This window comes from Bacillus sp. C28GYM-DRY-1 (genome assembly GCF_030519405.1).
Classification (GTDB): domain Bacteria; phylum Bacillota; class Bacilli; order Bacillales; family Bacillaceae; genus Bacillus; species Bacillus spizizenii_A.
This window is the reverse complement of sequence record NZ_JAUMKF010000024.1, coordinates 27,575-47,512: the sequence shown is the minus strand read 5'-3', so window position 1 is coordinate 47,512 and position 19,938 is coordinate 27,575. Positions and strand designations below refer to the sequence as shown.

At 41.9% G+C, this 19,938-nt stretch carries 25 protein-coding genes, 1 tRNA gene and 1 riboswitch; of the genes, 17 read left to right on the top strand and 9 right to left on the bottom strand.

Going from position 1 to position 19,938, the window contains the following annotated elements; all coding sequences use genetic code 11:
- Positions 1 to 158 precede the first annotated feature (158 nt).
- Positions 159 to 401, bottom strand: a complete 243-nt coding sequence (locus Q3W56_RS18115; protein ID WP_019714971.1) for a DUF2626 domain-containing protein — start codon at positions 399 to 401, stop codon at positions 159 to 161.
- Between the two features lie 232 nt (positions 402 to 633).
- On the opposite strand from Q3W56_RS18115, the gene mgsR reads away from it, so the two are divergent.
- Positions 634 to 1,011, top strand: coding sequence for a transcriptional regulator MgsR (gene mgsR / locus Q3W56_RS18110; RefSeq protein ID WP_302896378.1), 378 nt, complete (start codon positions 634 to 636; stop codon positions 1,009 to 1,011).
- 65 nt (positions 1,012 to 1,076) lie between these two features.
- Here mgsR and Q3W56_RS18105 read toward each other — a convergent pair.
- A tRNA-Gln gene (locus Q3W56_RS18105) sits at positions 1,077 to 1,147 on the bottom strand.
- Positions 1,148 to 1,235: 88 nt separating this feature from the next.
- Between Q3W56_RS18105 and Q3W56_RS18100 the strand changes: the two genes are divergently transcribed.
- The gene (locus Q3W56_RS18100; protein WP_302896377.1) at positions 1,236 to 2,075 is read left to right on the top strand and encodes an STAS domain-containing protein; all 840 of its coding nucleotides are present in this window, start codon (positions 1,236 to 1,238) and stop codon (positions 2,073 to 2,075) included.
- Between the two features lie 50 nt (positions 2,076 to 2,125).
- Here Q3W56_RS18100 and Q3W56_RS18095 read toward each other — a convergent pair whose 3' ends face one another.
- Positions 2,126 to 3,454: a hemolysin family protein gene (locus tag Q3W56_RS18095; RefSeq protein ID WP_302896376.1), complete on the bottom strand. Its 1,329-nt coding sequence runs from the start codon at positions 3,452 to 3,454 to the stop codon at positions 2,126 to 2,128.
- 142 nt (positions 3,455 to 3,596) lie between these two features.
- Between Q3W56_RS18095 and Q3W56_RS18090 the strand changes: the two genes are divergently transcribed.
- The 9 genes from Q3W56_RS18090 to Q3W56_RS18050 all read left to right on the top strand — a co-directional run bounded on the left by Q3W56_RS18090 (position 3,597) and on the right by Q3W56_RS18050 (position 9,028).
- The gene (locus Q3W56_RS18090; protein ID WP_302896375.1) at positions 3,597 to 4,550 is read left to right on the top strand and encodes a magnesium transporter CorA family protein; all 954 of its coding nucleotides are present in this window, start codon (positions 3,597 to 3,599) and stop codon (positions 4,548 to 4,550) included.
- Between the two features lie 286 nt (positions 4,551 to 4,836).
- Entirely contained in the window at positions 4,837 to 5,907 is a 1,071-nt protein-coding gene (gene comGA / locus Q3W56_RS18085) for a competence protein ComGA (protein WP_302896374.1), read from the top strand.
- Positions 5,894 to 6,931, top strand: coding sequence for a competence type IV pilus assembly protein ComGB (comGB, locus tag Q3W56_RS18080; RefSeq protein ID WP_302896373.1), 1,038 nt, complete (start codon positions 5,894 to 5,896; stop codon positions 6,929 to 6,931). Before comGA ends, comGB begins: the two co-directional genes overlap by 14 nt.
- 13 nt (positions 6,932 to 6,944) lie before the next feature.
- Positions 6,945 to 7,241 carry a comG operon protein ComGC gene (gene comGC, locus Q3W56_RS18075; RefSeq protein WP_302896372.1) on the top strand — a complete coding sequence of 99 codons (297 nt, stop codon included), beginning with the start codon at positions 6,945 to 6,947 and terminating at the stop codon, positions 7,239 to 7,241.
- Complete coding sequence (gene comGD / locus Q3W56_RS18070) at positions 7,231 to 7,662, top strand: competence type IV pilus minor pilin ComGD (RefSeq protein ID WP_019714963.1); 432 nt, start codon at positions 7,231 to 7,233, stop codon at positions 7,660 to 7,662. Before comGC ends, comGD begins: the two co-directional genes overlap by 11 nt.
- Positions 7,646 to 7,993, top strand: a complete 348-nt coding sequence (gene comGE / locus Q3W56_RS18065; protein ID WP_019714962.1) for a competence type IV pilus minor pilin ComGE — start codon at positions 7,646 to 7,648, stop codon at positions 7,991 to 7,993. Before comGD ends, comGE begins: the two co-directional genes overlap by 17 nt.
- A gap of 25 nt (positions 7,994 to 8,018) precedes the next feature.
- A complete protein-coding gene (comGF, locus tag Q3W56_RS18060; protein WP_302896371.1) occupies positions 8,019 to 8,402 on the top strand; it encodes a competence type IV pilus minor pilin ComGF in 384 nt (127 codons plus the stop codon).
- A complete protein-coding gene (gene comGG / locus Q3W56_RS18055) occupies positions 8,403 to 8,777 on the top strand; it encodes a competence type IV pilus minor pilin ComGG (RefSeq protein ID WP_302896370.1) in 375 nt (124 codons plus the stop codon).
- Positions 8,778 to 8,848: 71 nt separating this feature from the next.
- Positions 8,849 to 9,028 carry a YqzE family protein gene (locus tag Q3W56_RS18050; protein ID WP_003226330.1) on the top strand — a complete coding sequence of 60 codons (180 nt, stop codon included), beginning with the start codon at positions 8,849 to 8,851 and terminating at the stop codon, positions 9,026 to 9,028.
- Between the two features lie 41 nt (positions 9,029 to 9,069).
- Here the strand turns inward: Q3W56_RS18050 and Q3W56_RS18045 are convergent, their stop codons facing one another.
- Positions 9,070 to 9,396, bottom strand: a complete 327-nt coding sequence (locus Q3W56_RS18045) for a YqzG/YhdC family protein (RefSeq protein WP_019714959.1) — start codon at positions 9,394 to 9,396, stop codon at positions 9,070 to 9,072.
- 257 nt (positions 9,397 to 9,653) lie between these two features.
- Here Q3W56_RS18045 and tapA point away from each other — a divergent pair, with 257 nt between their 5' ends.
- The 3 genes from tapA (at position 9,654) to tasA (ending at position 11,820) form a co-directional block, all read left to right on the top strand.
- Positions 9,654 to 10,415: an amyloid fiber anchoring/assembly protein TapA gene (gene tapA, locus Q3W56_RS18040; protein WP_302896369.1), complete on the top strand. Its 762-nt coding sequence runs from the start codon at positions 9,654 to 9,656 to the stop codon at positions 10,413 to 10,415.
- The gene (sipW, locus tag Q3W56_RS18035; RefSeq protein WP_302896368.1) at positions 10,387 to 10,971 is read left to right on the top strand and encodes a signal peptidase I SipW; all 585 of its coding nucleotides are present in this window, start codon (positions 10,387 to 10,389) and stop codon (positions 10,969 to 10,971) included. The genes tapA and sipW overlap by 29 nt, the downstream gene beginning before the upstream one ends.
- A gap of 63 nt (positions 10,972 to 11,034) precedes the next feature.
- Entirely contained in the window at positions 11,035 to 11,820 is a 786-nt protein-coding gene (tasA, locus tag Q3W56_RS18030) for a biofilm matrix protein TasA (protein WP_302896367.1), read from the top strand.
- Between the two features lie 91 nt (positions 11,821 to 11,911).
- Here the strand turns inward: tasA and sinR are convergent, their stop codons facing one another.
- The 4 genes from sinR to Q3W56_RS18010 form a co-directional block, all read right to left on the bottom strand.
- Positions 11,912 to 12,247 (bottom strand): transcriptional regulator SinR, encoded by a 336-nt coding sequence (gene sinR / locus Q3W56_RS18025; protein ID WP_003226345.1) that lies wholly within the window; start codon positions 12,245 to 12,247, stop codon positions 11,912 to 11,914.
- A 33-nt stretch (positions 12,248 to 12,280) separates the two neighbouring features.
- Entirely contained in the window at positions 12,281 to 12,454 is a 174-nt protein-coding gene (gene sinI, locus Q3W56_RS18020) for an anti-repressor SinI (RefSeq protein WP_019714954.1), read from the bottom strand.
- Between the two features lie 182 nt (positions 12,455 to 12,636).
- Positions 12,637 to 13,431 carry a YqhG family protein gene (locus tag Q3W56_RS18015; protein WP_302896366.1) on the bottom strand — a complete coding sequence of 265 codons (795 nt, stop codon included), beginning with the start codon at positions 13,429 to 13,431 and terminating at the stop codon, positions 12,637 to 12,639.
- A 20-nt stretch (positions 13,432 to 13,451) separates the two neighbouring features.
- Positions 13,452 to 15,128: a DEAD/DEAH box helicase gene (locus Q3W56_RS18010; RefSeq protein WP_302896365.1), complete on the bottom strand. Its 1,677-nt coding sequence runs from the start codon at positions 15,126 to 15,128 to the stop codon at positions 13,452 to 13,454.
- A 167-nt stretch (positions 15,129 to 15,295) separates the two neighbouring features.
- A riboswitch (glycine riboswitch) is annotated at positions 15,296 to 15,397 on the top strand.
- A 171-nt stretch (positions 15,398 to 15,568) separates the two neighbouring features.
- Here Q3W56_RS18010 and gcvT point away from each other — a divergent pair.
- From gcvT to gcvPB, 3 genes are read left to right on the top strand one after another with little or no spacing between them, the layout of a single operon-like run.
- The gene (gene gcvT / locus Q3W56_RS18005; RefSeq protein WP_302896364.1) at positions 15,569 to 16,657 is read left to right on the top strand and encodes a glycine cleavage system aminomethyltransferase GcvT; all 1,089 of its coding nucleotides are present in this window, start codon (positions 15,569 to 15,571) and stop codon (positions 16,655 to 16,657) included.
- A 27-nt stretch (positions 16,658 to 16,684) separates the two neighbouring features.
- Positions 16,685 to 18,031, top strand: a complete 1,347-nt coding sequence (gene gcvPA, locus Q3W56_RS18000; RefSeq protein ID WP_302896363.1) for an aminomethyl-transferring glycine dehydrogenase subunit GcvPA — start codon at positions 16,685 to 16,687, stop codon at positions 18,029 to 18,031.
- Complete coding sequence (gene gcvPB / locus Q3W56_RS17995; RefSeq protein WP_019714949.1) at positions 18,024 to 19,490, top strand: aminomethyl-transferring glycine dehydrogenase subunit GcvPB; 1,467 nt, start codon at positions 18,024 to 18,026, stop codon at positions 19,488 to 19,490. Before gcvPA ends, gcvPB begins: the two co-directional genes overlap by 8 nt.
- 37 nt (positions 19,491 to 19,527) lie before the next feature.
- Here the strand turns inward: gcvPB and Q3W56_RS17990 are convergent, their stop codons facing one another.
- On the bottom strand, positions 19,528 to 19,908 hold the full coding sequence (locus tag Q3W56_RS17990) for a rhodanese-like domain-containing protein (protein WP_268400075.1): 381 nt from the start codon (positions 19,906 to 19,908) through the stop codon (positions 19,528 to 19,530).
- Positions 19,909 to 19,938 lie beyond the last annotated feature (30 nt).

The following is a 19,938-nucleotide window of genomic DNA, read 5'->3' as shown; positions in this document are numbered from 1 at the left end:
AGAAGAATTTCTTGTGTGGAACATAAGAAAGACACCGTCCTTTTGAAGTCTTTCTTTTATTTTATTACAGGAGAATGGATATTTTAAGGGAAAATAAAGGCTGTCGAGATTTTCTCGACAGCCTGAGACAAACCAATAAGGTTTGTCTCTTTTTCAATTTAATGGCCGCCGCCGGGCATCATGATAAAAATCGAGTAATATGTAAAGCCGGCGAAGAAAATCGTTAAATAAGCTCCGAAAATATAAATATACATGCGTTCGGTTAAGTTCAAATACGATAGAAATACAAATAAGATCGTCTGTCCAAAAAATAAAAGGGAAGCATCTTTCATATCACCTAAATAAAACATGACTGCAAAAATTCCCGTCCAAAATCCTAACACCCGGAACATGCGATTCATTTTTATCCCCTCCCGAGAGTCCCTCTGACTGTTATTATAATAGATCACACCTATAAATGTAAACATTTTCATTATTGATATACAAATGGAATTTATTCCTTTGATTGTATTTTCTATTATATGAATGATCTTTTAAAATTAATCCGAAAAAAGTTTCTGTAAATGGTTTAAACGAAAAATGATCCGGGTAGTTATTCTACAAAGAGTTGGTTAACTGAGGAGGAAAATACAAATGGAACAATTAATTTTTTATTCATATCCAAGCTGCACGTCATGCCGAAAAACAAAACATTGGCTTAAGGCGCATCAAATTGAATTTAACGAACGGCACTTATTCAGAGAAACCCCGACAGTGGAAGAATTAAGGTACATCTTATCATTAACGACAGAAGGAATTGATGAAATTTTAGCGACAAGAAGCCAAACCTTCAAAAATTTAAACCTAAACATCGAAGAGATGACGGTAAATGAGGTGCTGGCACTTTTAGTCGAGAAGCCGAAGCTATTGCGACGTCCGATTCTTGTGGATAACAAAAAGCTGGTAATTGGTTATAATCCGGGAGAACTGTTGAAGTTATCGAAGAAGAAAACAGTTCATCAATCTGCATGATGAAAAACCGAAGATCCGCTGATTTACAAAATCAGCTTATCTTCGGTTTTTCACCTGTTCAGAAACTGGGCTAGCTGGATTCGAACCAACGATCACGGAGTCAAAGTCCATTGCCTTACCGCTTGGCTATAGCCCATTGAATGTAAACATAGTATGTGTAGGGGCAGACGGGATATACATATGAAGCATATATTTTTTAAAAAAACAGGAGGTAGCTCATTAAAATGATAGCTCTTGATCAGCATGTAACAGAGCACAAAGAAGATATTATGAAACAATGGCTGGATACTTGCTCGTCAAAAGGAAGCTGGCTGCATACCGCTAAAGATCAGCAAAAATTAGAACAAAAGTTAAAAGTCCAGAACGAATCATTAGTGACCATCGTGGCGAAATCCCTTAGAAAAGCAGAAGACGTAAAGGATGAGCTCAATCGATGGTCTCTTCAATGCGCAAGAGACCGTGCCGTTCATGAAGTGACTGTAACTGAAAGTGTTGGGCAGTTTAACGCCTTCAGGCATATCATGTTTGAATGGATTCAGAAATTCAGCGAATCCTACTCTCAAGAAATCAGCATCCAGGACATTTGTGAGTGGAGCAAAATTTTGAATCAAACCATTGATGAGATCATCGAAGTGTTTACTGAAGAGTATTACCAGGTCACTATGATACAATTAAACGCGCAAAAAGAGATGATTAATGAATTGAGTGCGCCGATTATGCCGATATCTGAGGGGATAGGGATTCTTCCGCTGGTCGGTGAAATTGATACGTACAGAGCGAGGACAATTTTGGAGTCGGTGCTGCAGCAGTGCTCAGCGTTAAAGCTCTCGTATTTATTTTTAGATATTTCGGGCGTTCCCATCGTTGATACAATGGTGGCTTATCAAATTTTTAAAGTGATTGACAGCACCAAACTGCTCGGCATTGAGACAATTATTTCAGGAATTCGACCTGAAATTGCTCAAACTGTGGTGAAGCTGGGTCTGGATTTTTCGAATGTGAAAACCGAGCAAAGTCTTGCTAAAGCCCTGGCCAATAAGGGATTTAAGATAAAAGAGTGTTGATGACATTGTGATGGTCCTCTGGAAAAAGCAGCTGAACAGCCTCCCTCGGGCTATTCAGCTTTTTTTACTTCTATAAATAAAATGTGATGACTGTCGATGTCTTTTACCTTAAAAGAGTAGCCGCCATATACAATAACACTTTCAGGCTTGGCGTCTATGTTTTGTGTGAGAAACCAGCCGCCCAAGGTGTCCACTTCTGCGTCTGACAGGTCTGTTCCAAGCAGGTTATTTACATCGCTGATTAATAATTTAGCATTTAATAAGTAGTGATTCTTTCCGAGCTCGCGAATATGAGGAACTTCATCGGCATCAAATTCATCACGGATTTCTCCTACAATTTCTTCAATAATATCTTCTGCAGTGACCAAACCGGAAGTCCCGCCATATTCATCAATGAGGATTGCCATATGAGTGCGTTCCTTTTGCATTTTCAGCAGTAATTGATAAATTGGAATTGTCTCAATAACGTGGATAACAGGCTGAATGAAAGGTTCAATTTGCTGTTTTTTAAGTGAAAAATCTTTCGACAGCATTGAAAACAGCACTTCTTTCATATTAATTACGCCGATGACATTATCTTTATCCTCCCTGACAACTGGGTACCGTGTATATTTTGTTTGCTTCACTGTTTCCTGCAGATTTGGAATGGAGTCTTCATCAAGTGACAAACTGACCATTTCATTTCGCGGCACCATGATTTCCTTTGCCATTCGTTTATCAAAGGTAAAGATATTATTCATGTATTTTAATTCGCTTTTTCTGATTTCACCGCTTTTATAGCTTTCAGCCAAAAGAACCCGCAGTTCTTCCTCCGTATATGCCAGCTCATGCTCTGATGCCGGCTTCAGCCCAAACGCCCCTGTAATCAACCGGGCTGAGTGGTTCAGCAGCCAAATGAATGGAAACATAATCTTATAAAACCAAATAAGCGGTTTGGCGAGCATCAATGTAATGCTTTCCGCTTTTTGAATGGCGAAACTCTTTGGCGCCAGCTCCCCGATGACGACGTTTAAATATGTCACCGTCAAAAAGGCGATGGCGAGTGATAGAAGGTGGGTCAGCGATTCATTTAAGCCTGCTTTATGAAAAAGCGGCTTAAGCAGAGTTTGCACAGTCGGTTCCCCAAGCCAGCCCAGTCCTAAAGCTGCAACTGTGATGCCCAGCTGACAGGCTGATAAATATTCATCAAGGTGAGTGATGACGTGCTTTGCTGCTTTAGCACCTTTCTTTCCTTTTGCGACAAACTGATCAATTCTGGATCGCCGCACTTTTACGATTGAAAATTCTACGGCAACAAAAAATCCTGTTAACAAAATAAGAATAGCGACTGCTAGTAAATTGATAAATTCCAAAACAACTGCCTTCTCCAAGGAAGGCATGCACCTCCCTTTTCCAATGTCTTTCTACATTCCATACCACCGGAATTTGCTCACAAAACATGCGTTGGAGCGGCTGACTGGTTTAGTAGTGCCTTTCTTTGGGCATTAAAGAATAAAGAACAAAAGTTTGGAGGAGCTTGACATGAAGGCACATACGGGAAAGGAATGGTTTTGGTACCAAATGGGGCCTCAGGAGAGAGATAAGGCAAGAGATCTGATCCATTTTTCTCACTGGCCTCAATGTGAAAAGTGGTTTGAAAATAACCATCATATTAATTTTTTGCGCGTAGACACGACTGAAACGGAAAATGAAGCGGTATTTGGCTCAATTGTATATGATCAGGGGCTGGATGAGGAAAAAGACCATACCGTTTTTCACTTTTATATAACCAGGCAATATTTTTTCACCATTAACTTTGATTTTTCAATTTTGAAGGAGATTAAGGGAAAACAAGTTGTCCAGCAAATGGAAAAAGCGGATAGTACCATGGAGGGATTTTTGATCCTTCTCGGCGAGTTAATGAATGCGTATCTAATCGGTTTAGATGAATTTGAAGTAAAGCTGAGAAAGCTCAGATGGCAAATCAAAGACGATAATAGCAAAAGCATTTTAAACCGTGTACATCGCCTGCACCATGAGCTGATGAGTTGGAAAGACTTAATCCTGGGCACTAAAAAAATTGAAATGGCATTGAAAGAAACCTTTTTGCCCCAAAATGAAAGTAAAAATGTTTATCAGCGGATACAACTTAAAATTGACAGGGGATTTACATACATCAGTGAATTTGAAGGGGAGCTTAATAGTCTGTTGCATTCAGAGGAAGTCATTACCTCTCACAGGGGAAATGAAATATTCAAAGCGCTGACCATTTTCACGACGCTCTTTACGCCGGTTACAGCACTCGGTGCCCTTTGGGGAATGAACTTTTCAGTGATGCCTGAGCTGAATTGGAAATACGGATATCTCTATTCTCTCTTATTGATTCTCACTTCGACGGTTCTGATCTACCTCTATTTGAAGAAGAAAGGGTGGACGGGAGATATGCTGCAGGAGCGGAAGAAGAAAAAGAAAACCCGAAAAAGGCGGACACTGTAGGATGTTTCATTTTTATTCAGCTGGTAAAGAATAAGAGAATTAAGTAAAATTTCTAAATCAGCATAGAAGGATGGAGTGAAGCAGGCATAGCAGGCATGATGATCATCATGCCTGCTTTTTTATTGGGAAAATAGCGAAATCAATGAGGTACATTCAGTTGAAATAATCTTTTCTGTCAACAAGAATTATATTTTCTGCATATAAAATCTCCAGAAATCACTTTTCCACGGTTTGATTACAGATCCTTCTTTTTCTACAATACGCATTGAAAGGAGAGGGAATTAAATTGGATTCAATAGAAAAGATAAGCAGGGCCTTGATTGAAGAGGCGTATACAACAAAGGCTTCTGACATTCACATTGTACCGAGGGAGCGGGACGCCATCATTCATTTTCGGGTTGATCATGCCTTGCTAAAAAAAAGGCACATGAAAAAAGAAGAGTGCATAAGGCTGATTTCACACTTTAAATTTCTCTCAGCGATGGACATAGGGGAAAGGCGGAAGCCGCAAAATGGTTCGCTTACGTTAAAGCTAGAAGAGGGACATGTTCATTTAAGAATGTCAACACTCCCCACAATTAATGAAGAAAGCCTCGTGATCAGAGTGATGCCTCAATACAACATCCCTTCGATCGATAAACTGTCATTATTTCCGAAGACGGGAGCCACTTTACTCTCATTTTTAAAACATTCGCACGGCATGCTCATTTTTACAGGGCCGACTGGCTCAGGGAAGACCACCACACTATACTCTCTCGTTCAATATGCAAAAAAACACTTTAATCGAAATATTGTCACACTGGAAGACCCTGTTGAAACAAGGGACGAGGATGTTCTTCAGGTGCAGGTGAATGAAAAGGCCGGTGTGACATATTCGGCAGGTCTGAAGGCTATTTTGCGCCATGACCCGGATATGATTATTTTAGGTGAGATCAGAGACGCGGAAACAGCTGAAATCGCAGTACGGGCAGCGATGACGGGGCATTTGGTGCTGACGAGCCTTCATACGAGAGATGCGAAGGGCGCGATTTACAGGCTGCTTGAATTCGGCATCAATATGAATGAAATCGAACAGACCGTCATTGCGGTAGCGGCTCAGCGCTTGGTTGATTTAGCTTGCCCGTTCTGTGAAAACGGATGTTCATCGGTGTATTGCCGCCAGTCACGAAACACCAGAAGAGCAAGCGTTTATGAGCTGCTTTACGGAAAAAACCTTCAGCAATGCATTCAAGAGGCAAAAGGAAATCATGCAAATTATCAATATCAAACGCTTCGGCAAATTATTAGAAAAGGGATTGCGCTTGGCTACTTGACGACAAACAATTATGACCGGTGGGTTTATCATGAAACAGATTAGAAAAACATGGCCTTTAAAGGATCAAGCTCAGTTATTGAAGCGGCTCGGTGAAATGACGGCGGGCGGGTATACACTTCTGGACGCCTTACGCCTGATGGAACTCCAGATGAACAAGAGGCAAGTGGCTGATTTGATTGACGCAGTCACTCGTTTGGGGGAAGGAGCGCCGTTTTATCAAGTACTAAAAAGTTTGTCATTTCATAAGGAAGCTGTAGGCATTTGTTACTTTGCTGAAACGCATGGGGAACTGCCTGCTTCCATGATCCAAAGCGGAGAGCTGCTGAAACGAAAAATTGCACAGGCAGACCAGCTGAAAAGGGTGCTGAGATATCCGCTTTTCCTCATCTTTACGGTCGCTGTCATGTTTTATATGTTACAGTCCATCATCATTCCTCAGTTTTCCGGTATTTATCAATCGATGAATATGGAAACCACACGTTCAACTGACATACTTTTTGCTTTTTTTCAGCACGTTGATCTTTTAATTATTTTGGCAGCTCTTTTTGCAGCAGGTTTCGGGCTTTATTATTGGCTTGTGTTTAAGAAAAAATCACCTGTCCGGCAAATGCTTATTTGGGTCAGAATTCCTTTGGCCGGAAACCTTGTCAGGCTGTTTAACAGCTACTTTTTTTCCTTGCAGCTAAGCAGTCTTTTACAATCGGGTCTTTCAATATATGACAGCCTTAACGCATTTAAACATCAAACGTTTCTCCCTTTCTACCGCTGCGAAGCTGAACAAGTAATTGAACGGCTAAAAGCTGGTGAATCACTAGAGACCGCTCTTAGCGGAAGCCCTTTTTATGAAGCTGATCTTACAAAAGTCATATCTCACGGCCAGCTGAACGGCCGACTGGATCGGGAGCTTTTCACATACAGTCAGTTCATAATGCAGAGGCTGGAACTCAAGGCGCAAAAATGGACAGGAATCCTTCAGCCAATGATTTATGGATTTGTTGCTGCGATGATTTTAGTTGTGTATTTATCTATGCTCTTGCCTATGTATCAGATGATGAATCAAATGTGAAAGGAAGAGGCTGATGAATGAGAAAGGATTCACACTTGTTGAAATGTTGATTGTGCTCTTTATTATTTCAATCTTGCTTTTAATTACGATACCGAACGTCACGAAACATAATCAAACCATTCAAAAAAAGGGCTGTGAAGGCTTGCAAAACATGATTAAGGCACAAATGACTGCATTTGAGCTTGACCACGAAGGACAGACACCGAGCCTTTCAGATTTACAATCAGAGGGCTATGTGAAAAAGGATGCAGTTTGTCCAAATGGGAATCGCATTATCATCAGTGGCGGAGAAGTCAAGGTTGAACATTAAAGTAAACAAGGAGAAGGGTTTTACCCTTCTAGAGAGCTTACTTGTGTTAAGCCTCGCCTCTATCCTCTTGATTGCCGTATTTACTGTACTTCCCCCTATTTATGCCAATACTTCTGTTCGCCAGGCGGCATGGCAGCTGAAAAACGACATTATGCTTGCACAGCAGACTGCAATTTCCAGTCATCAAAGAACAAAAATTCTCTTTCAGAGAAAAGAATATCAATTAGTTATGGGTGATACGGTAATTGAACGGCCGTATGCCAAGGGACTTTCTATAGAACCGCAGACATTAAAAGACCGTTTGGAATTTAATGAGAAAGGGCACCCGAATGCAGGCGGAAAAATACGCATAAAAGGACATACTTCTTATGACATGACGATTTATTTAGGGAGCGGAAGAGTCAATGTGGAGAGAAAATAAAGGCTTTTCTACAATTGAAACAATGTCTGCACTAAGTTTATGGCTGTTTCTGCTGCTGACAGTTACCCCCATGTGGGACAAGCTGTTAGCTGATGAAAATATGGCGGAATCACGAGAAATTGGTTACCAGTTAGCGAATGAAAGCATTAGCAAATATATGATGACTGGTGAAGGAACTGCGTCAAAAACAGTAACAAAGAACAATCATATTTATAAGCTGAAGTGGGAGGAGGAGGGGGAATATCAAAACGTATGCATATCAGCGGCAGCTTATAAAGAAAAAGCATTTTGCCTCACCATTCTGCGGACAGACTGGCTATACGCTTCTTAACGTATTATTTTCGCTCTCTGTCTTCTTGCTCATATCTGGATCGTTAGCTATGCTCTTCCATCTGTTTTTGTCACAGCAGCAGGAACATGACGGTTTCACACAGCAAGAATGGATGATTTCGATGGAACAGATGATGAACGAATGCAAGCAGTCACACGCAGCCAAGACAGCCGAGCATGGGAGCGTGTTGATCTGTACCAATCCTTCTGGGCAAGATATACGTTTTGAAATTTATCATTCAATGATAAGAAAAAGGGTAGATGGCAAAGGGCATGTTCCGATTCTAGATGATATTACAGCCATGAGAGCCGATATCAAAAATAATGTTATTTTTCTGGAAATAGAGAGTGAGCACCAAAAAGTGTATCAAACTGCTTTTCCGGTCTATTCGTATTTAGGAGAAGGATAAATGGACAGCACGAAAGGATTTATTTATCCCGCTGTTCTTTTTGTGTCTGCGCTAGTGCTGCTGATTGTGAACTTTACTGCGTCTCAATATATTTCACGCTGCATGTTTGAAAAGGAAACAAAAGAGTTTTACACAGGAGAGAATTTGCTTCAGAATGGCGCACTTCTGTCAATTCGGCATGTTCTAGAACAGCGGAAAGGCCAAAAGAATTCAAAGCAGTTTCCATATGGGCGGGTTTCTTATTGCATTCACGATACATCGATAAAAGAGCGAAAAGAAATCAACATAACAGCGTTGACGGAATCGGGAACAGAAAGAACTGCACAGATCATATTCGATCAAAAACAGAAAAAACTGCTGAGCTGGACAGAATAAAGCAAAGCAAAGGGTATAAAAAAAGTCATGTGAGCCAACACTTCATAATAATTGAATGATGAGGTGATCACGTGAAAACGAATGATTATGTCAAATACATGACTCAGCAATTTGTCAAATATATAGATACTCCGAGAGATGAGCGAAAAGAACGAAAAGAGGTGCGTAAAGAAACAAAAACGCCCGCTTCACAGCATTGGTTCGGTATTTTACCCTATGGTTTCAGGCTATGGCTGAAACGAAAAAAATAACCGCAAATATAACAAATAAGGTCCTCCAAACATGGAGGACCTTATTGATATTCTTCTAATATGACAACTTTATTAACCTTTTGGCTATAGGGATCAAATGAAATCGTGACAAATACGCCGAATTCCTTTGATCCTTCCCTCAGGGTTAAATGGTATTGCTTTACTGCTTCATCTTTTCTTTTGCGGTCCCATACTTTCTGTTTAAACAGTACCTGTGCGAGCGGGTACCTTTTTTTTGCTTCTTTTACTGCAAGCTCTTCCCATTTGGACATCTGGCGGGCGGTCACAAGCGGTGCTTCTTCTGCGTGAGCGGCAGCGGTGCCGAGAACGAGAAGAGAAAGACAAATCACACATTGTTTGATCATCATGCTGTCACCCCTTCTTTGTTTATTATTTCCAAAACATATTTTGGCATTCGTTCATTTTTTCACATAATACTACCAAAATTTTCAAAAAGATGAGCAATACTGAGTAAGGCTTTGTAATATGACGAAATATTCTCTTAAACGAACAAAATGGTCAATTTTGGTGTTTTTCAATCGACTGAACGTTGATTATACTTTATTTATAATATTCTTTAAAAAGAACGATCGTTGATCAAGTGGTGTTTTACAGGAGGTAAGATATGTTTCGATTGTTTCGCAATCAGCAAAATGCGAAGACGAAAATGAAAGTTATACTTATTTTTCAGCTATCGGTCATTTTCAGTCTGACTGCCGCGATATGCTTACATTTTTCCAGTGATACAAGCGCTGCTTTTCATGATATTGAAACATTTGATATCTCGCTTCAAACATGCACAGACTTTCAGCATACAGATAAAAACTGCCATTATGACAAAAGATGGGATCAAAGTGATTTGCACCTGTCAAATCAAACGGATACGAAAGGCATTGTATGCTCACCTATTTCTCTGTTTGCTGAGGTTGAAAATACAGGCAAGGAACTCAGGAAATCAAAGTGGAAGTGGGAGCTTCATAAGCTGGATAATGCCCGCAAACCGTTAAAGAATGGGAACGTCATTGAAAAAGGGCTTGTCTCGAAACAAATCGGGGCTTCACTTTATAAAATTGAGACGAAGAAAAAAATGAAACCCGGCATTTATGCATTTAAAGTATATAAACCGGCCGGGTACCCTGCAGACGGCAGTACATTTGAGTGGTCGGAGCCTATGACGCTTGCAAAGTGCGATGAAAAACCGACAGTCCCGAAAAAAGAAACGAAGCCGGCCGTCAAAAAGGAGAAGGAAACATCACAAAAGGATATACAAGAAAAATCAAATAAAGAAGATCTATCCGAAGAAACCGTAGCAGAAGAAAAAGAAACTCAATCAGTTCAAAAGGAAAGCGGGGAAGAGGATGAAAAAAGCAACGAAGCTGATAAGTAATATTCTCTACGTGATCATCTTTACTCTCATTATTATGCTGACACTTGTCGTGATTTCAACACGTTCATCCGGGGGAGAGCCGGCAGTGTTTGGATACACGCTGAAATCAGTTCTGTCAGGTTCGATGGAGCCGGAGTTCAATACAGGTTCTTTAATATTGGTCAAAGAAATCACTGATGTGAAGGAGCTCCAAAAGGGTGACGTCATTACATTTATGCAGGATGCAAATACGGCGGTCACCCACAGGATTGTTGACAAAACGAAGCAAGGAGACCATTTGTTATTTAAAACCAAAGGTGACAATAACGCAGCAGCTGATTCAGCGCTAGTATCGGATGAAAATGTCCGCGCACAATATACAGGTTTTCAGCTTCCATATGCCGGCTATATCCTTCATTTTGCCAGTCAGCCGATCGGAACTGCTGTTTTACTGATTGTTCCCGGCGTGATGCTGCTGGTGTACGCTTTTGTGACGATCAGCATGGCCATTAGAGAAATCGAAAGAAAATCTAAAGCCTTGGAAACAGATACAAAGGACAGCACCATGTCCACTTAACATCAGTTGTAAACCTGGTAACAGGTTTCGATATAATATCATTCAATAAAAGGGGAGTTTGCCATGGGTATGAAAAAGAAATTAAGTTTAGGAGTTGCTTCTGCGGCACTAGGATTAGCTTTAGTTGGCGGAGGAACATGGGCAGCATTTAACGACATTAAATCATCGGATGCTACTTTCGCTTCAGGAACGCTTGATTTATCTGCTAAAGAAAATTCAGCGAGTGTGAACCTGTCAAATCTAAAGCCGGGAGACAAATTGACGAAAGATTTCCAATTTGAAAATAACGGCTCACTTGCAATCAAAGAAGTATTAATGGCGCTGAATTACGGTGAATTTAAAGCAAATGGCGGCAGCAATACATCGGCAGAAGATTTTCTCAGCCAATTTGAAGTGACCTTATTGACAGTTGGAAAAGAGGGTGGCAATGGATATCCGAAAAATATTATTTTAGATGATGCCAATCTTAAGGATTTGTATTTAATGTCCGCTAAGAATGATGTAGCGGCCGCTGAAAAAATCAAAAAACAAATCGACCCTAAATTCTTAAATGCAAGCGGTAAAGTCAATGTAGCAACAATTGACGGTAAAACAGCTCCTGAATATGATGGTATTCCAAAAACACCGACTGATTTCGACCAAGTTCAAATGGAGATCCAATTCAAGGATGACAAAACAAAAGATGAAAATGGGCTCATGGTCCAAAATAAATACCAAGGCAATTCCGTTCAGCTTCAATTCTCGTTTGAAGCGACACAATGGAATGGTTTGACAATCAAAAAGGAACATACTGATAAAGACGGATACGTGCAAGAAAATGAAAAAGCGCACAGTGAGGATAGAAATTAATGACAGAAATAAAGAGACGGTCCAGTATGTCATATATTGGGCCGTCTCAATGTTTATTGACAAAAGAGGAGTTAGTGCCTCTGCTCAGGCACTACTCCTCTTTTTGGGATTTTCTCCATTTTTGATAATCTAAAAATTCACGAAATTGTTTTTTCGATACCCCGGATGTCATTGCATCGCGAACCAATTTCTCCCATTCACTATCTAATTGACCATCGTATTCGGTTTCATGTTTCTCATCGAGCAAAGTATGAACCGAGACGTCCAGAACAGCGGAGACTTTTTCGAGAAATTGAATGGAGGGGTTCGTTTGTAGATTTCGTTCTATTGAGCTTAAATAAGACTTCGCTACCCCAGCTTTTTCAGCTAGTTCCGATAGTGAGTAGCCTTTTTCTTTACGGTATTGTTTAATACGCTGGCCAATCAATGTCATCACCTTCCTTGTGATATTATAGCACATTCAGAAAGGATTTACGGTATGACTTCTGGCTGCCGGACCAGGATGAGCAGACTTTTTGTCTAAAAGTAAATATTTTCGTATTTCTTCCAGGCTGATATTTGCCTCTTTGGCTTCCATCATTAATTCAACCCATTCTTGATCTAATTCGAAGTGCTCTTGTTTTGCATTTTTCATGCAGTTCTCCTCCTAAAATACTTGTTTATGTATTTCAGCCAGTCCGGCCATGGCTCATTGTATGCTTCATTGGTCTCTGGAAGTCATTTTCCATAGTAATTGCCAGAATTTTTTTAAATGTACCTTTATTATAATCGCAATTTTTCAAAAAAAACGAGAACGATGTCGAATGGTAAAAAAAGTTAGACTGACATATTGCTTTGCAGATAAAATAATCCGCCATTTTCAATTTCAACTGATATCTTTGGCTGATACAAGGCTTTCAGCGCCTGTTTCTCTAGATGATACTCTTCTGGTTTTTCTTCTATATGCTCATAAAACTTGTCAAGCAATGTCGTATCATTTTTCCACCTGCTTACCGCCTGTTCTGCCCAGTCTGACGGTTCCTGCATGGCGGATTTGGCAATGTAGTTTTCCATCCGCTTAAGGCCGCTTTCTGGTTTGATCATAGGCGATATGGTGAAGCAATAGTCACATATTTGAGATGTGAGTGGCAGCTGTGTCAGTTTACAGTGAAAATCTTCAATTATGGTTCCAGAGACTAGGTGAAGACCTAGTGACAATAGTTTATCTTTTTTCATGTCGGACTGGTATGAAATCGTGACATTTATACCGAGCCAAGGCTGAAGTGAGACTTTAGCTCCGGCTGATTCAATTTTCTCATACATTCTGGTAAATCTCCCATTTTGTTTAACAGCTTTAAACATTTGAAAAAGGCGCGGTGCCCCAAAATAAATAAATTCGCCGTCTAGGTCTTTTGGGGCAGATTCTTTATCTGTAATAAAAGTGATTTTCATCGGATTCGGATCGCCGCCTGTCTTCTCGCGCCAGTGCCAGTAGAAAGGGCGGTTCATGATCTGTTTGTCCATTTCAACTGTAAGCTGCACTGTCATATAGCCTGAACCTTGATCGACAATTTGGCAGCTGTTTGCCTGAAAAAAACGAAGCAGAAACTCGTGAACCTCTTGCTGTCTCACTTATAAAACCTCCTTACAGGCTAAGATCCTCTTTTTTCAGCAGGATGCTGTTTTTTATAAGACAAAAATGAGGTTAAGTTATCCATTTTTAATTTCATTTCTTCTTCTGTTGCTGAATGGTACAAAATATCGTGCAGGTGCTCTTCAAAATTATTCACTTGAATTTTCGTTAAAATATCATCAAGTTCGCCGACCACTTTTTCAAACAAATGAATTTTTTCATATAGCAGCTTTAAAATATGCTCTTCCACCGTATGTTTTGTCGCCATGTTGTAAATGTGCACGTCACGCTCCTGCCCGAGCCTGTGAATTCTTCCGATTCTCTGCTCAAGACGCATCGGATTCCATGGCAGGTCATAGTTGATCATGTGATTGCAAAATTGCAGGTTGATCCCTTCGCCGCCTGCTTCAGTTGCAATCAGGACTTGGACTTTTCCGCCGCGAAAAAGATCCTTCATCCAGTCTTTTTTCCCGCGTTTAAATCCGCCTCTAAACGGTACAGAGCTGATACCGTTTTGCTGAAGAAACCATTGCAGGTAAATCTGGGTGGCTCGGTACTCTGTGAAAATAATGACTTTATCATCTATCTTTTTAATCAGGTCAACCACTTGAAGCGCTTTAGAGTTTTGTGTCACTTGATTGATGCGGTCTATTAAAACCGAAATGGTATGTTCATCAATGGCCGGTGCTTGCTTCTCTTTTTGGTCAAGCATTTTTTTCAGCGTCATGTACACAGCTTCCCTGCTCGAACAGCATTCTCTTTGCAGGGTCATAATAGAGAACATGCTGGCTGGCTTATTGATGCCTTCCTTCAGGCTGGAAATTTCATCGTAAAGCGCCTGCTCTGATGGAGAAAATTTAATTGGCACTGTTTCAACATGGCGCTGTTTCCAATTCAGCCCAGTATCATGCCGCCTGTTGCGGATCATGACTTTATTCACAAGATCTTTTAAATGCTCATGAGCTTCTAAACTGTTTTTCTTCTTGGCAAACTCTTCCTGGAAGTGATTCTGACTGCCTAAATGGCCAGGCTTTAATAAGGACACCAAATTGAAAATTTCTTCGATACGGTTTTGAATTGGCGTCGCAGTAAGAAGCAGGCAATATTTTTTTACAAGATTCCGGACAAATTCATAGTTCTTCGTTTTACTATTTTTTAATTTGTGTGCCTCATCAATAATGACGAGATCATATGGGATTGACAGCACAATTTCACGGTGGGGCGATCGCTTTGCAGTGTCGATTGATGAGACGACAATATCGCATTGCTCCCACACATAGCTTTTCTTTTGTTCAACAGCCGGGATCAAAAATTTTTCCTGAAGCTCTTTAACCCACTGAGACACAAGGGAAGCGGGCACAAGGATCAAAATCTTTTTGGCTAAACCGCGAATCATATATTCTTTTAGAATCAGTCCGGCCTCAACCGTTTTCCCGAGACCCACCTCATCTGCTAAAATCGCTTTCCCGTTCATTTTTTCAACCACTTTTTGCGCTACCTCCAGCTGGTGGGGGAGCGGTGTAAAGGAAGGCAGGTATAAAGGGGCTCGTAAGCCTTCAAATTCAGGAATGGCTAATGTTTTCTGGATTTCTGCAGAGAGTTTGTACAGTTCCCAGTTCGCCCACGGGCCATCGTTTTTCAGTCTTTCAGCGAATGTTTCAGGCCATTTTGCATCGTAGATCATTTCTGGATTCATTGCTTTGAACCGCCTTTCTTATTCTTCGATTCTTAAAATGAATAATATAAGAAAAATCTGCCCAAATTGCTGTTGCCCAGCATATAGTGATGATGGTAGGATATGAGTATGTATTTGATGTAAGATTTTGCTATAGTATGTCCATAACAGCATGAAAATATGAGCGAATGACAGCAAGGGGAGAGACCTGACCGAAAACCTCGGGATACAGGCGCCGAAGGAGCAAACTGCGGAGTGAATCTCTCAGGCAAAAGAACTCTTGCTCGACGCAACTCTGGAGAGTGTTTGCGCGGATGCGCAAGCCACCAAAGGGGACGTCTTTGCGAACGCAAAGTAAACTTTCAGGTGCCAGGACAGAGAACCTTCATTTTACATGAGGTGTTTCTCTGTCCTTTTTTGTATGTTTTTTAGCCGCGCCGTTGAAAAAGGGGAGGAATTCGATGCTGAAAAGAACGCCGTTATTTGAACTGTATAAGGAATATGGAGGGAAAACGATTGATTTCGGGGGCTGGGAGCTTCCTGTTCAATTTTCTTCTATAAAAAAGGAACACGAGGCTGTCCGAACTGCGGCCGGACTGTTTGATGTATCTCATATGGGAGAAATCGAAGTGTCAGGAGCCGATAGTCTGTCTTTTTTGCAAAGGCTTATGACAAATGATGTTGCCTCATTATCGGCAGGCCGTGCGCAATATACGGCGATGTGCTATCCAGATGGCGGAACCGTCGATGATTTACTTGTCTATCAAAAGGGAGAGAACCGCTACCTGCTGGTCGTTAATGCTTCTAATATGGATAAAGACCTGGCTTGGATGAAAGAACATGCAGCTGGTGATGTGCAGATTGACGATCTGTCAGATCAAATCGCACTCTTGGCTGTACAGGGGCCGAAAGCAGAAACTATCTTAAAAAATCTGACAGCTACAGATGTGTCTGCATTAAAGCCGTTTGGGTTTATTGACAACGCTCATATCAGCGGCTGCAAAGCACTTATTTCGCGCACCGGCTATACGGGTGAGGACGGGTTTGAAATTTACTGCCGCTCTGTTGATGCTGTGCATATTTGGAAACAAATCATTGATGCAGGGGAAGTATACGGACTGGTTCCATGCGGTCTCGGCGCACGTGATACGCTCCGGTTTGAAGCGAAGCTCCCGCTCTACGGCCAGGAGCTGACCCGGGATATTACACCGATTGAAGCAGGTATTGGCTTTGCCGTAAAACACAAAAAAGAATCTGATTTTTTCGGCAAGTCAGTATTGAGTGAACAGAAAGAAAACGGAGTGAAGCGAAAGCTTGTCGGACTCGAAATGACCGAAAAAGGGATACCGCGGCACGGATATGAAGTGTTCCATAATGGCAAGTCTGTCGGAAAGGTGACAACCGGCACGCAGTCGCCGACATTAGGAAAAAACGTCGGTCTTGCCCTAATTGCTGCAGAAGTGAGTGAAATCGGAACAGTTGTAGAGGTGGAGATTCGTAAAAAATTAGTGAAAGCAAAGGTTGTCAAAACACCATTTTATAAACGCTAATATTTTTTCTTGGGGAGGGGTCAACACATGAAGCACCGTTATTTGCCTGCAACAGAAGAGGATAAACAGGAAATGCTTGCCACTATCGGCGTAAGCGGCATCGATGAATTATTTGCTGATATACCGGAAAATGTCAGATATAAAAAAGAGTATCAAATCAAAAAAGCGAAATCAGAAACGGAATTAACAAGAGAACTGACAAAGCTGGCTTCTAAAAATCGTGATACGGTACAACACGCGTCTTTCTTAGGAGCAGGTGTATATGATCACTACCAGCCTGTCATTGTAGATCATGTCATTTCACGCTCTGAGTTTTATACGGCGTATACTCCTTATCAGCCGGAAATTTCACAGGGGGAGCTTCAGGCTATTTTTGAATTCCAAACGATGATTTGTGAACTGACAGGAATGGATATTGCCAACTCCTCTATGTATGATGGCGGAACAGCCTTGGCGGAAGCCGCAATGCTTGCCTCAGGCCACACGAAAAAGAAAAAAATCGTTGTGTCAAAAACCGTGCATCCCGAATCGAGAGAAGTGTTGAAAACGTACGCAAAAGGTCAGTATATTGAAGTCGTTGAAGTCCCCGCTGCAGATGGCGTTACCGATCTTGATGCTTTGCGCCAAACCGTTTGCGAGGACACCGCCGCCGTAATCGTTCAGTACCCGAATTTTTTTGGCCGGGTCGAACCGTTACAGGATATTGAGCCTATCGCTCATCAAGGGAAATCTATGTTTATTGTGTCAGCCAACCCGCTTGCGTTAGGTCTCCTCACTCCACCGGGCAAGTTTCAGTCTGATATCGTCGTCGGTGATGCGCAGCCTTTTGGCATTCCTTCAGCATACGGAGGACCGCATTGCGGCTTTTTTGCCGCCACCAAAAAATTAATGAGAAAGGTGCCGGGCCGCCTCGTCGGACAAACGGAAGACGAAAACGGAAAAAGGGGCTTTGTCCTTACTTTACAAGCTAGGGAGCAGCATATCCGACGGGATAAAGCGACATCCAATATATGCTCAAACCAAGCTTTAAATGCGCTGGCAGCTTCTGTCGCCATGACTGCTCTCGGAAAAAACGGTGTAAAAGAAATCGCCCGCCAAAATCTTTTAAAAGCCAACTATGCAAAGCAAGAAGCAAAAAAAGCAGGCCTTGCCGTTATGTTTGACGGACCGATGTTTAATGAGTTTGTCATCAGATTGGATGAACCGGTGAAAGCTGTGAACCAGCGTTTGCTGGCAAAAGGCATCATCGGCGGATATGATCTTGGGCTGACGTATCCGGAGTTGGACTGTCATATGCTGATTGCTGTTACGGAGCTGAGAACAAAAGACGAAATCGACGCACTCATTCAGGAATTGGGGGATCACCATGAATAATCAGGATCAGGCACTTATTTTTGAGCTTTCCAGAGAAGGCCGAATCGGCTACAGTCTGCCGGAACTCGATGTACCGGAAATCGAATTGGAGGAGCTATTGTCAGACGACTATATTCGTGACGAGGACGCAGAGCTGCCGGAGGTGTCCGAGCTGGATATTATGCGCCATTATACAGCGCTGTCCAAACGTAATCACGGGGTGGATTCCGGCTTTTACCCGCTCGGTTCTTGCACAATGAAATACAATCCGAAAATAAATGAAAAAATCGCGCGAATTCCCGGTTTTGCTGCGATTCATCCTCTTCAGGATGAAGACACGGTGCAAGGCGCTTTAGAGCTTTTATATGATTTAAGCAAGCACCTTGAGGAAATAACGGGAATGGATGAGGTCACGCTTCAGCCCGCTGCCGGAGCGCATGGTGAATGGACAGGGCTGATGATGATCCGCGCCTATCATGAAGCGCGTGGGGATTTCAAGCGGACGAAGGTCATTGTTCCTGATTCCGCGCACGGGACGAATCCTGCTTCAGCGACAGTAGCAGGCTTTGAAACGGTTACGGTGAAATCAAATGAAAATGGGCTTGTCGATCTAGAGGATTTAAAAAGAGCGGTGAATGAAGAAACTGCTGCTCTTATGCTGACGAATCCGAACACGCTCGGTTTGTTTGAGGAACAGATCACCGAGATGGCGGAAATTGTTCACCAAGCGGGGGGGAAACTGTACTATGACGGCGCTAATTTAAATGCGGTTTTAAGCAAAGCGAGACCAGGAGACATGGGATTTGACGTGGTGCACCTCAATCTGCATAAAACATTCACTGGCCCTCATGGCGGCGGCGGTCCCGGCTCAGGCCCTGTCGGCGTAAAGAAAGATTTGATTCCTTATTTGCCAAAACCAGTTTTAATCAAAAAGGAAGGGCACTTTACATTTGATTGTGACCGCCCTCACTCGATCGGCCGCGTGAAGCCGTATTACGGCAACTTCGGCATCAATGTCAGAGCGTATACGTATATCCGCTCCATGGGGCCTGACGGATTAAAGGCCGTTACTGAGAACGCAGTGTTAAACGCGAATTATATGATGAGAAAGCTCGCGCCTTATTATGATCTTCCGTTTGACCGTCATTGCAAGCATGAATTTGTATTGTCAGGAAAGCGTCAGAAAAAGCTGGGAGTGCGTACACTAGATATTGCAAAACGGCTGCTCGATTTTGGCTATCATCCGCCTACGATTTATTTCCCGCTTAATGTTGAAGAATGTATTATGATTGAGCCGACAGAGACGGAATCAAAGGAAACACTGGATGCGTTTATCGACGCTATGATTCAAATTGCAAAGGAAGCGGAGGAGAATCCGGAACTCGTCCAGGAGGCGCCGCATACGACGATTGTAAAAAGAATGGATGAAACAAAAGCGGCGAGACAACCGGTGCTCAGGTACGAGAAGGAAGAGAGATAAATAAAAACAGCTGTCTATGACAGACAGCTGTTTTGCTTTAATTCTTCGCTTTAATCTTTCCGCCCCATTTTTTAAAGCCGCCTTTTAGGTTGTAAATCTCAGTGCAGCCGTTTTTGCGCAGGGTTTGTGCCGCACGTCCGCTGCGGACACTGTTTTGGCAGTACAGATAGACAGGCTTGTCCGGACGGATTTCATTTTTTCTCTGTTTTAGCTGGGAAAGCGGAATGTTGCGGGCGCCTAAAATATGTCCGCCCTCAAACTCATTCGGTTCACGAACGTCAATGAGCTGTGCTTTTCGGTAACCCGCTCGGAATTCTTCTTCCGTAAGTGTTTTCATAATTCGCTGCTGATAAACATATGAAGCAATCATATAGATGATAAACGCAGCAAAAATAATCAAAACGATCATATTAGACAATGTAATTCTACTCCTTTAGCATATAAAATC

Excerpts from the sequence above, each read along its gene's own strand:
- Q3W56_RS18115 (WP_019714971.1), bottom strand. The coding sequence starts at position 401 with ATGAATCGCATGTTCCGGGTGTTAGGATTTTGGACGGGAATTTTTGCA.
- mgsR (WP_302896378.1), top strand. The coding sequence starts at position 634 with ATGGAACAATTAATTTTTTATTCATATCCAAGCTGCACGTCATGCCGA.
- Q3W56_RS18100 (WP_302896377.1), top strand. The coding sequence starts at position 1,236 with ATGATAGCTCTTGATCAGCATGTAACAGAGCACAAAGAAGATATTATG.
- Q3W56_RS18095 (WP_302896376.1), bottom strand. The coding sequence starts at position 3,454 with ATGCCTTCCTTGGAGAAGGCAGTTGTTTTGGAATTTATCAATTTACTA.
- Q3W56_RS18090 (WP_302896375.1), top strand. The coding sequence starts at position 3,597 with ATGAAGGCACATACGGGAAAGGAATGGTTTTGGTACCAAATGGGGCCT.
- comGB (WP_302896373.1), top strand. The coding sequence starts at position 5,894 with ATGAAACAGATTAGAAAAACATGGCCTTTAAAGGATCAAGCTCAGTTA.
- comGC (WP_302896372.1), top strand. The coding sequence starts at position 6,945 with ATGAATGAGAAAGGATTCACACTTGTTGAAATGTTGATTGTGCTCTTT.
- comGE (WP_019714962.1), top strand. The coding sequence starts at position 7,646 with ATGTGGAGAGAAAATAAAGGCTTTTCTACAATTGAAACAATGTCTGCA.
- comGG (WP_302896370.1), top strand. The coding sequence starts at position 8,403 with ATGGACAGCACGAAAGGATTTATTTATCCCGCTGTTCTTTTTGTGTCT.
- Q3W56_RS18045 (WP_019714959.1), bottom strand. The coding sequence starts at position 9,396 with ATGATGATCAAACAATGTGTGATTTGTCTTTCTCTTCTCGTTCTCGGC.
- tapA (WP_302896369.1), top strand. The coding sequence starts at position 9,654 with ATGTTTCGATTGTTTCGCAATCAGCAAAATGCGAAGACGAAAATGAAA.
- sipW (WP_302896368.1), top strand. The coding sequence starts at position 10,387 with ATGAAAAAAGCAACGAAGCTGATAAGTAATATTCTCTACGTGATCATC.
- tasA (WP_302896367.1), top strand. The coding sequence starts at position 11,035 with ATGGGTATGAAAAAGAAATTAAGTTTAGGAGTTGCTTCTGCGGCACTA.
- sinI (WP_019714954.1), bottom strand. The coding sequence starts at position 12,454 with ATGAAAAATGCAAAACAAGAGCACTTCGAATTAGATCAAGAATGGGTT.
- Q3W56_RS18010 (WP_302896365.1), bottom strand. The coding sequence starts at position 15,128 with ATGAATCCAGAAATGATCTACGATGCAAAATGGCCTGAAACATTCGCT.
- gcvT (WP_302896364.1), top strand. The coding sequence starts at position 15,569 with ATGCTGAAAAGAACGCCGTTATTTGAACTGTATAAGGAATATGGAGGG.
- gcvPA (WP_302896363.1), top strand. The coding sequence starts at position 16,685 with ATGAAGCACCGTTATTTGCCTGCAACAGAAGAGGATAAACAGGAAATG.
- gcvPB (WP_019714949.1), top strand. The coding sequence starts at position 18,024 with ATGAATAATCAGGATCAGGCACTTATTTTTGAGCTTTCCAGAGAAGGC.